The organism is Nocardiopsis sp. CNR-923 (genome assembly GCF_001942255.1).
Taxonomy (GTDB): Bacteria; Actinomycetota; Actinomycetes; order Streptosporangiales; family Streptosporangiaceae; genus Nocardiopsis.
In genome coordinates this window covers 1-8,603 of sequence record NZ_MKKC01000141.1, presented here as the reverse complement: position 1 = coordinate 8,603, position 8,603 = coordinate 1, and the positions used below count along the sequence as shown (strand labels likewise).

The window sequence follows — 8,603 nt, the reverse complement described above, 5'->3', positions numbered from 1 at the left end:
GTGCGGGTGGTCCGGGCGGGTGCGGAGCGCCGTTGCGGGACTTCGTCCCACGCGCCCCAGCCCTCCGCGCTCGGGTGACCGCCTACGTGGCCGGGGCGCTGCCCCGCGTGCCCGCCGCCGGGAGCGTCGCGATTCCCGTAGGGCTCGGGGGACCGCGGCGGCAGGGGACTGTAGCCGGGGAGGGCGTCGCCCGGAATTCCCCCGGGCGGTGGCCCCGCCGGATAGCCGCCGGTGTGCGGGCCTTGTGATCCGCCCGGGTAGGGGGTTCCTCCCGGCGGAGTCGGCTCCGAGGGGAACCGGGAGTACCCGCCCGTGTCGAACGGCGACGCCCCGGTTCCGCCGGGCGCCGCGTGGCCGCCGCCGAAGCCGCCCGCTCCGTTCTGGGGGCCCGGGACGGTCGGCGAACTCGGTCCGCCGAGAGCGTCCTCGCGCCACAACGGCTCATTCGCGTACGATCCGTGCGGGTGCGCCCCGGTGTCGTGGGGGCGTCGGTGGGCGCCGGAGTCGTGTTCGGAGGGCGCGGGTGCGCCGTGGACGCCCCGCGCGTGTGCGCCCGTGTCATAGGACCGGTGCGCGTGCGTGCCCGTGTCGTACTCGGGTCGGGCGTGGGAGCCGGTGTGGTGTTCGGAGGGCGCGGGTACGCCGTAGGCGCCCCGTGTGTGCCCTCCGGTGTCGTGGCTCCCGTGTGTGTGGGTCCCGGTGTCGTACGGACTCCGGGAGTGCGCCCCGGTGTCGTAGGACGAGTACCGGTGGGTGCCCGTGTCGTATCCGCCGGGCGTGTCGGGGCCGCTGCGGCCGTACCCGCCCGGGGAGGGCGGCGTCGGACGCTGGTGCGATCCGGTGTCCATGCTCGACCAGATGGGCGACCCGGTGTCCTCAGAGGTGGAGGACGGGCGGAAGCGGGGTCGAGCGGGTCCGCGGCTCCGGAGCCGCTCGACCGGGCTAGGTCGCCGAGCCCGGACGACCCCGCCCCGTAGCGGGACGGGCCCGACAACGGGTCGCCCGAGGCGGAGCCCGCCGGAGGGGTCGCGGACGAGGACGAGCGGGAACCGGTGTTGGACGCGCCGTAGGTGTGCGCGGAGTCCGAGCCGCCGAGCGGGTCGTGGACGGTGGACCCGTTCCAGGGCGTGGGCTCGGCGGACGCGGACGGGAGCGCCCGGTCGTGGGTCCAGGGCCCGGTGCCGAGCGGGTCGTCCTCGCGGGACGGTTCCGCCCGGGGCGCCTCGACCGGGAGGGCCTGCGCCCGCGGTAGTTCGGCTCGGGGCGGCGCCTCATCCCTTCGGGGTTCGGGGGCGGGACCGCTGCTCTGACCCAGGCTCGCCAGGACCGCGAGGTCGTCGGAGGGGCCCGAGGTCACGGCACGGCGCGCGCCGGGCGCGTCGCCCCCGGCGCGGGCGCCGCCGCGCTCCCGGCCCGGCTCGGGATCGCGCTCGTCCTCGTAGCCCCCGTCCTCGTAGTCCTCGTACTCCACGTCGTAGCCGTCGTCGTAGGCCTCGACGTCCTCGTAGGCGTCCGCCGCGCGACCGTTGGCGGCATCGCCGGCCGCGGACCCCTCGTCCGGGTCCTCGTCGCCCAGACTCGACCAGAAGCCGTTGTCGGAGAGGTCGTCGTCCTCCCATTCCGCGCCGCGTTTCCGTCGGCTCCGGGGACGCCGCCGGGGCTCCCCGTCCTCGTTCGCCCGGGTCCGCCTGGCGCGTCGGGGCGTGCCCCGGCCGCCGCGTCCGCGACCCCGGTCGTCGGCCTCGGTGCTCTCGTACTCCTGCTCCTCGTCGTAGTCGTCCTTGGGCGACGTCGTGCTGAGGGCGCGCATACCCAGCAGCAGGAGTACCAGGACGGCGAGGACGACGATGACGGCGATGATGATGATGACGGTGACGGTCATGGTCTACGCACTACCTTGGAGAGGTGGGCCGCATGCGGAGCGCACCGCGGACCGGTGTGGCCAGGACCGGTCGGAGGGAGACGGCGGCCGACTGGATTCGCGTACGTCCGGGCTGCCGGGTCCGCGCGCCGGCGCGACGCGGGCGGTCCGGTGCGGTCTCAGGTCGGGGTGCTGGGCGGCGAGTGGACGGATAACGGTCATCTGAAACGGGGTGAGGGGCACGGGCCCCACTGTATGCCTTGTCGTGCTTCGTGTGCAGTGGGTGCCGGGAGCTTCCTCGTGTCGAACCCGGAGCGAGAGGGACGCGGCGGGAGTGGAACCGGGGGAGGGGAGGCCGCCCGGCCGCGGTTCCGGTCACTCGCTGGTGGTGACCAACGATCCGCGCGCGACGGCCTGGTCGGCGATCGCCTCCAGGGTCCGGCTCAGTTCGGCGCCGTCGGGCAGGTCGAGGGTGCCGTCCAGGGCGTACACGGTGAAACGGTACTCGTGCACGTCGCCGTCGGTCGGGCAGGGAGCGCCGTAACCCGCGTCCCCGGAACTGTTCAAGGCCTGTTTGGCGTCGGCTGGGACGGTGCTCCGCCGCAGCTCGACCAACTCCGGGTCGAGGTCGAAGACCACCCAGAACACCTCCGCCGCCTGGGGGTCGTCCACGACCAGCGCGATCGAGCCCACGCCGTCCGGAAGCCCCGACCAGCGCACCGGCGGGGAGACGTGCCCCTCGCTCCCGTCCGGCTCCCCGCCGTCACAGGTGTAGTCGTCCAGGAGCGGCTCACCCTCCTGCATAAGCGGGCTGGTGACGTTGATGTTGGTGGGCATGTCGCCGTTCTGCCCGGGCGAGAGCACGCCGCACCCGGTGGCCAGGGCCAGAACGGCGCCGGACCCGACCGCGCCCGCACCGCGGAGCGCGGTCCTGCCGGGTGCGTGCGCGCACTGGTGGTCCAAGGGGAGGGGAGGGCCGGGAACAATGGGACTCCTGCTGGGCTTACGGGCCGATGGGGCGCGGTTCGTCTTGCTAGGGAGAACGGCGTCGGGGGCGACCCGGCTTCGGTGCCTACGAGGGTCGGGTCAGACGACCTCGGCGGTCCGCCGACGCACGCTCCAGGGGGAACCCTACTGCGGTCGGGCGTCCGGTCCGCAGCCGTGCCCGGTGTGCGCACCGTTCAGACCGATAATTCCGGGCACGGTGTCACTGAATGGGTGATCATGGACTTGTGCGGTTCTCCATCCTCGGTCCCCTCCTGGTGCACGACGCGTCCGGACGGCCCATCACGATCGGGGGCGCGCGCCTGCGCGCCCTGCTCACCCTGCTCCTGCTCCGACCCGGACAACGGGTCTCGAACGAACAACTCACGGAGGCCATCTGGACCGAGGCTCCCCCGGCCTCGGCCGGCAACGCCCTCCAGGCGCTGGTGTCGCGGCTGCGGCGAGCCCTGGGTCCCGACGTCGAGATCAACGGTGACGCGTCCGGCTACCGGTTGTGCGTCGACCCCCAGCGGGTCGACGTGGGCGAGTTCGGCTCCCTGGCCAAACTCGGCCGAGCGCAACTCGCCGCCGGGAAGCCCGCCGCGGCCGTCACCGCGCTCGGCGACGCCCTGGCCCTGTGGCGCGGACCCGCCGTGCCCGAACTCACGTCCCGGGGCGTGGCGGAGGACCTCGCGCTGCGCCTGGCCGAGAAGCACGCCGCGCTCGTCGAGGACCACCTGACCGCACTGCTCGACCTGGGCAGGGCCCACGACGCCCTGCCCGAGGCCGAGGCGCTGGCCCGGCGCGAACCCCACAGCGAACGCCCCGTCGAACTCCTCATGCGCGCGCTCGCCGGAACCGGGCGCACCGCCGACGCGCTGGACGCCCACGAGGCGTTCCGCGCGCGTCTGGCCGAGGATCTGGGCCTGGACCCCTCACCGAGGTTGGCCGACGTCCACCTGCGGGTGCTGCGCGGGGAGTTCGCCGCCGACGGGTCGCGCGGCGGGGACCGGCCCACCGTGACGCCGACCCCCCAGGTCCGGCTGCCCGTCACCCTCACCAGCTTCGTGCCGCGCGAGGCCGAGGTGGACGCCGTGGTCGCGCAGCTCACCGCGTCGCGGCTGGTCACCCTGCTCGGCCCGGGCGGGGCGGGTAAGACCCGTCTGGCCATCGAGACCGCCGCGGTCCTGGCGGACCGAGCGCCCGACCTGCTCTCCCTCGGCGGCTGGTTCGTCGAACTCGCCCCGATCGACTCCGGCGACGACCTCCTCGACGCGCTCGCCGCGGCCTTGGACCTGCGCGACTCGGCCATCGTCCAAGCCCGCTCCAGTGCGCCCGCGACCTCGGCCGAGGACCGTGTCGTCGGCTTCCTCGGGGCGCAGTCGGCGTTCGTCGTGCTCGACAACTGCGAGCACCTCGTCGAGGACGTCGCCCGGCTCGCCGAGCACCTGCTCGCCCGGTGCCCAGGGTTGCGGCTGCTCACCACCTCCCGCGAACCCCTCGGCGTGCAGGGCGAACGGCTCGTGCCGGTCCCGCCACTGGCCCTGCCGCCCGAGGACGCCACCGCGGCCGAGCCGCCGGTTACGCCGCCGTCGCGCTGTTCACCGAACGCGCCAGCGCCGTGCGCCCCGACTTCGCGGTCACCGCGGGCAACGTCGGTCACGTCGTGCGCATCACCCGGGCCCTGGACGGCATCCCCCTGGCCCTGGAACTGGCCGCTGCCCGTCTGCGGTCGATGCCCCCCTCCCAGTTGGTCCACCGCCTCTCCGACCGCTTCCGCCTCCTGACCGGGGGCAGCCGTTCCGTCCGCCCGGGCCACCGCACGCTGCGCGCCGTCGTCGACTGGAGCTGGGACCTGCTCGACGAGCCCGAGCGCCGCGTCCTGCGCCGCCTGTCGATCTTCGCGGGCGGGGCCACCCTGGAGGCCGTCGAGCGGGTCTGCGCGGATCCCGGCGAGGACGGCGAGGTCGGCGGACGCGACGTGTGGGGCGTGCTGTTCGCCCTGGTCGACAAGTCCCTCGTGATCACGGAGAACCCCGTACGCGAGGACGCCCCGCCCCGCTACCGGCAGTTGGAGACCGTTCGCGCCTACGCGGCCGAACGGCTCGCCGAGAGCGGAGAGGAGGACGAGGTCCGCGACCTGCACGCACGTTACGTGCGCGACCTGTGGCGGGAGGGCGATCCTCTGCTGCGCGGCCCACGCCAGACCGAGTGGGTCGTCCGGCTCGGAGCCGAGGCGGACAACTGCGGGCCCGCCGTGCGGTGGGCGGTGCGGCGGGGGGACGTCGACCTGGCTCTGGACCTGGTGGAGTACACCCAGTGGTTCTGGCTCCTGCAAGGCGAGTGGTACCAGTTCTGCCGCTGGTGCAAGGAGGTGCTGTCGCTGGTCGGCGACCGTGTTCCGGAGGGAAGGGCGGTCGCCTACGCCAGCTGCCTCTTCCACGGCGCCATCGGCCGGGGGACCGCCCACGAGGACGTCCTGGCCAACATGCGCGCCGTGCGGCTGTTCCTGAGCGAGGCGGGCGAGCCACTGGAGCACCACCCCCTGCTGATGTACGGCCTGGTGTGCGAGGCGTTGAGCGAGGGCCCCGACGGGCCGGCGCGCGAGCGCGTCGAACGCGCGGCCGACCAGGACGACCCCTGGACGCGCGCGATGGTCCGCATGATGTTGTCCGTGCTCGACGCCGTGTTCGGGGACGTCAAACGCGCCACGGAGCGCGCCATCGACGCACGGGAGGGTTTCCGCGCCGTCGGCGACACCTGGGGTGAGCTCCAGGCGCTCGAGCAGCTGTCGGACATGCGCCGGTTCGACGACCCGGAACGGTGCCGTGTCCTGCTCGGGGAGGGGATCCCCCTGGCTGACCGGGCGGGTCTGTCCTCGATCTCGCTACTGCTCCGGATCAGGCGCGCGCAACTCCTCATCGACCTCGGCGAACTTGCGGCCGCCCGGCACGATCTGGAGGCCGCCGCGCAGGGACCCCTTGGTGAGGACGACCACCTGGTGATCATGCGCCTGACCGAGGCGCAGCTACTGGGGGAGTCGGGTGATCTGGAGCGCGCCAGGGCCGTGGTGGACGGGCTGGAGCCGTCGGTGAGTCGGTTGGCCGGACTCGCTCCGGTCTACGTGGAGCCGTTCTGGCTGCTCGTGTCCGCGGTCATCGCGTGGCGGGCGGGGGAGACAGACCGGGCGTGGCGGCACGCGGGGCGCGCCTGGTGGCGCGCGGTGCGTGGTCTCGGTTCGAACTGCGCGGACGTCCTGGAGGTCCTGGGCGTCTTCCTGGCCGGTAGCGACCCGGAACGGGCGACCGAGATGCTCGGCTTCGGGAGGGCGCTGCGCGGGGTGCCCAACCTGGTGAGTCCCCTGGTGCTTCGGGCCCGGCAGGACCTCGCCCAGACGCTGGGGGAGGCGGAGTTCAGCCGCCTGCTCGTCAAGGCGGGCGAGGAGAACCCCGCGGTGATCCGCACCACGGTGGGAGCCTGGCTGCCCCCGACGGCGCCCGACGACGTGGGGGACGGTGTGCGCGCCACGTGAGCGCGGCGCCGCGCCCCGGTCTCCCGAAGCGCGGCGCCACGGCCGCTCAGGTGCGGCGCCGGTAGGCCCACACCGCCAGCGGACCGAAGACCGCGACGAAGACTCCGGACCACACCAGCGTCCAGGTGACCGGAGCCGCGACGTCCCCGCCGATCATCAGGCCGCGCATGGCGTTCACGACGTGGGTGATCGGGTTGTTCTCCGCGACGGCCCGCATCCAGCCGGGCATGGCCTCGGGGGCGACGAAGGCCGAACTGCCGAAGGTCAGCGGGAACATGAGGATCATCCCGAAGCTCTGGACGGCCATGGGGGTGCGCACGATCATCCCGACGAACGCCGACATCCAGCACAGCGCGAAGGCGAACAGCAGGATGAGCGCGGCGGCGGCGACCACGCCGACGACGCCGCCGTCCGGGCGGAACCCGATGGCCAGGCCGACCAGCAGCACCATCACCACGGTGAGCGAGTACCGGACCAGGTCGCCCAGGATGGCGCCGATCAGGGGCGCGGACCGCGCGATGGGCAGGGACCGGAACCGGTCGAAGATGCCCTTCTCCACGTCCTGGCACAGGGCGAACCCGGTGCCGAGCGTGGCGAAGACCACGGACTGGGCGATGATGCCGGGCATGAGGAAGTCCCGGTACTCCCGCCAGTCGTCCATGATCGCCTGACCGAAGACGAAGACGAACAGCGTGACGAACATGATCGGCATGAACGTGAGCCCGAGGACCTCCTCGGGGTTCGCCTTGATCTTCAGAACGCTGCGCCAGGCCAACTGGAGGCCGTTGCTCATCGTGTTCGCCGGGCCGATCGCCCGGGGCGCCCCCGGTGCGCCGCCGCGCCCGCGCACCTCCTCGGAGGGCTTGAGGGTGGTCACGTCGCTCATGTTCGGGCCCCTTCAGCCACGGTCTCCCCCGTGGACTCCTCGTCGGCGGTGTGTCCGGTCAGTGCGAGGAAGACCTCGTCCAGACTCGGCTTGCGCAGTGACAGTTCGGCGACGGTCACCTCCTGTTCGTCGAGGCGGCGGACCACCTCGGGCAGGACGGAGGCGTCGGTGACCCCGACGCTCGCCCCCAGCCCGTCGCGGCTCACCGGGCTGCTGGTGACCGCCTCGACGATCCGGACGGCCAGGTCGAGCTGTCCGGGTTCGACCGTGCGCAGCTCCAGGACCTGCTTGCCCGCGTGGTTCTTCAGTTCCTCGGGCGTGCCCCTGCTGATCACCTTGCCGTGGTCCAGCACGACGATGTCGTCGGCGAGCTGGTCGGCCTCCTCCAGGTACTGCGTGGTGAGCAGGACGGTGACGCCGTCGTTGACCAGACCGCGCACCACGTCCCACAAACCGTTGCGGCTGTGCGGGTCCAGGCCGGTGGTCGGCTCGTCCAGGTACAGCAGGGTGGGGTGACCCACGAGACTCGCGGCCAGGTCGAGCCGGCGGCGCATGCCGCCGGAGTAGGTCTTGGCGGGACGGCCGGCGGCGTCGGTGAGCCCGAAGCGCTCCAGCAGCTCGGCCGAACGCGTTCGTGCGGCGCCGCGCCCGTAGCCGAGCAGACGTGCGATGAGCATCAGGTTCTCGGTGCCGGTCAGTTCGGCGTCGACCGCGGCGTACTGGCCGGTCAGCCCGATCAGTCGGCGCACGTCGTGCGGCCGCTTGACCACGTCGAAGCCCCCGACCTCGGCGTGGCCCCCGTCAGGCCGCAACAGGGTCGACAGGATGCGCACCGTGGTGGTCTTCCCGGATCCGTTGGGCCCCAGGACGCCCAGCACGGCCCCGCTTCTCGCCGTCAGGTCCACCCCGTCGAGGGCACGCTTGCCCTTGAACTGCTTGACCAGACCCTCCGCGCGGATGGCGTCAGTCATCGCTCCTCCGTTTCTACCGTTCGACGACCAGTCTGCCGCGCCGGTCTGACAGATCACTGACACGCCGATGCCCGCGCTGACACGGTCAGAGCGGTGGGTCGGTCACGGGCCGGACGGGAACGGCTCACGCGGTGTCGCCGGGGCTCGACGCACGGGCACGTGACTGACGGGGTCGACGCGGAGTACGCGCGCGCCGGTGCGGGGGCAGCCGGGGGCTGGGCGGCGACGCGGCCCGCGCCCCGGCGGACGCCGCCAGGCGCGGGTGCGGGCCGCCCGCGAGGGTTGGTCCCGCTCTCCGTCGTTCACTGCCGCGAAGGCGTCAATCGCCCTTCTTGGAGCCGAACATGATCTCGTCCCACGACGGCACGG

At 73.3% G+C, this 8,603-nt stretch carries 5 protein-coding genes; 1 reads left to right on the top strand and 4 read right to left on the bottom strand.

All coding sequences use genetic code 11. From position 1 onward, the window contains the following. Nucleotides 1-82: 82 nt before the first annotated feature. Nucleotides 83-1,882: a hypothetical protein gene (locus BJF83_RS24060; protein ID WP_075928113.1), complete on the bottom strand. Its 1,800-nt coding sequence runs from the start codon at nucleotides 1,880-1,882 to the stop codon at nucleotides 83-85. Nucleotides 1,883-2,236: 354 nt separating this feature from the next. Then, nucleotides 2,237-2,824: a YbhB/YbcL family Raf kinase inhibitor-like protein gene (locus BJF83_RS24055; protein ID WP_316042347.1), complete on the bottom strand. Its 588-nt coding sequence runs from the start codon at nucleotides 2,822-2,824 to the stop codon at nucleotides 2,237-2,239. A 269-nt stretch (nucleotides 2,825-3,093) separates the two neighbouring features. Between BJF83_RS24055 and BJF83_RS30720 the strand changes: the two genes are divergently transcribed. After that, nucleotides 3,094-4,632, top strand: coding sequence for a BTAD domain-containing putative transcriptional regulator (locus BJF83_RS30720; protein ID WP_316042346.1), 1,539 nt, complete (start codon nucleotides 3,094-3,096; stop codon nucleotides 4,630-4,632). Nucleotides 4,633-6,423: 1,791 nt separating this feature from the next. Here the strand turns inward: BJF83_RS30720 and BJF83_RS24045 are convergent. Further along, nucleotides 6,424-7,263 (bottom strand): ABC transporter permease, encoded by an 840-nt coding sequence (locus BJF83_RS24045; protein WP_075928112.1) that lies wholly within the window; start codon nucleotides 7,261-7,263, stop codon nucleotides 6,424-6,426. Next, complete coding sequence (locus BJF83_RS24040) at nucleotides 7,260-8,234, bottom strand: ATP-binding cassette domain-containing protein (RefSeq protein ID WP_075928111.1); 975 nt, start codon at nucleotides 8,232-8,234, stop codon at nucleotides 7,260-7,262. Before BJF83_RS24040 ends, BJF83_RS24045 begins: the two co-directional genes overlap by 4 nt. Between the last annotated feature and the right edge of the window lie 369 nt (nucleotides 8,235-8,603).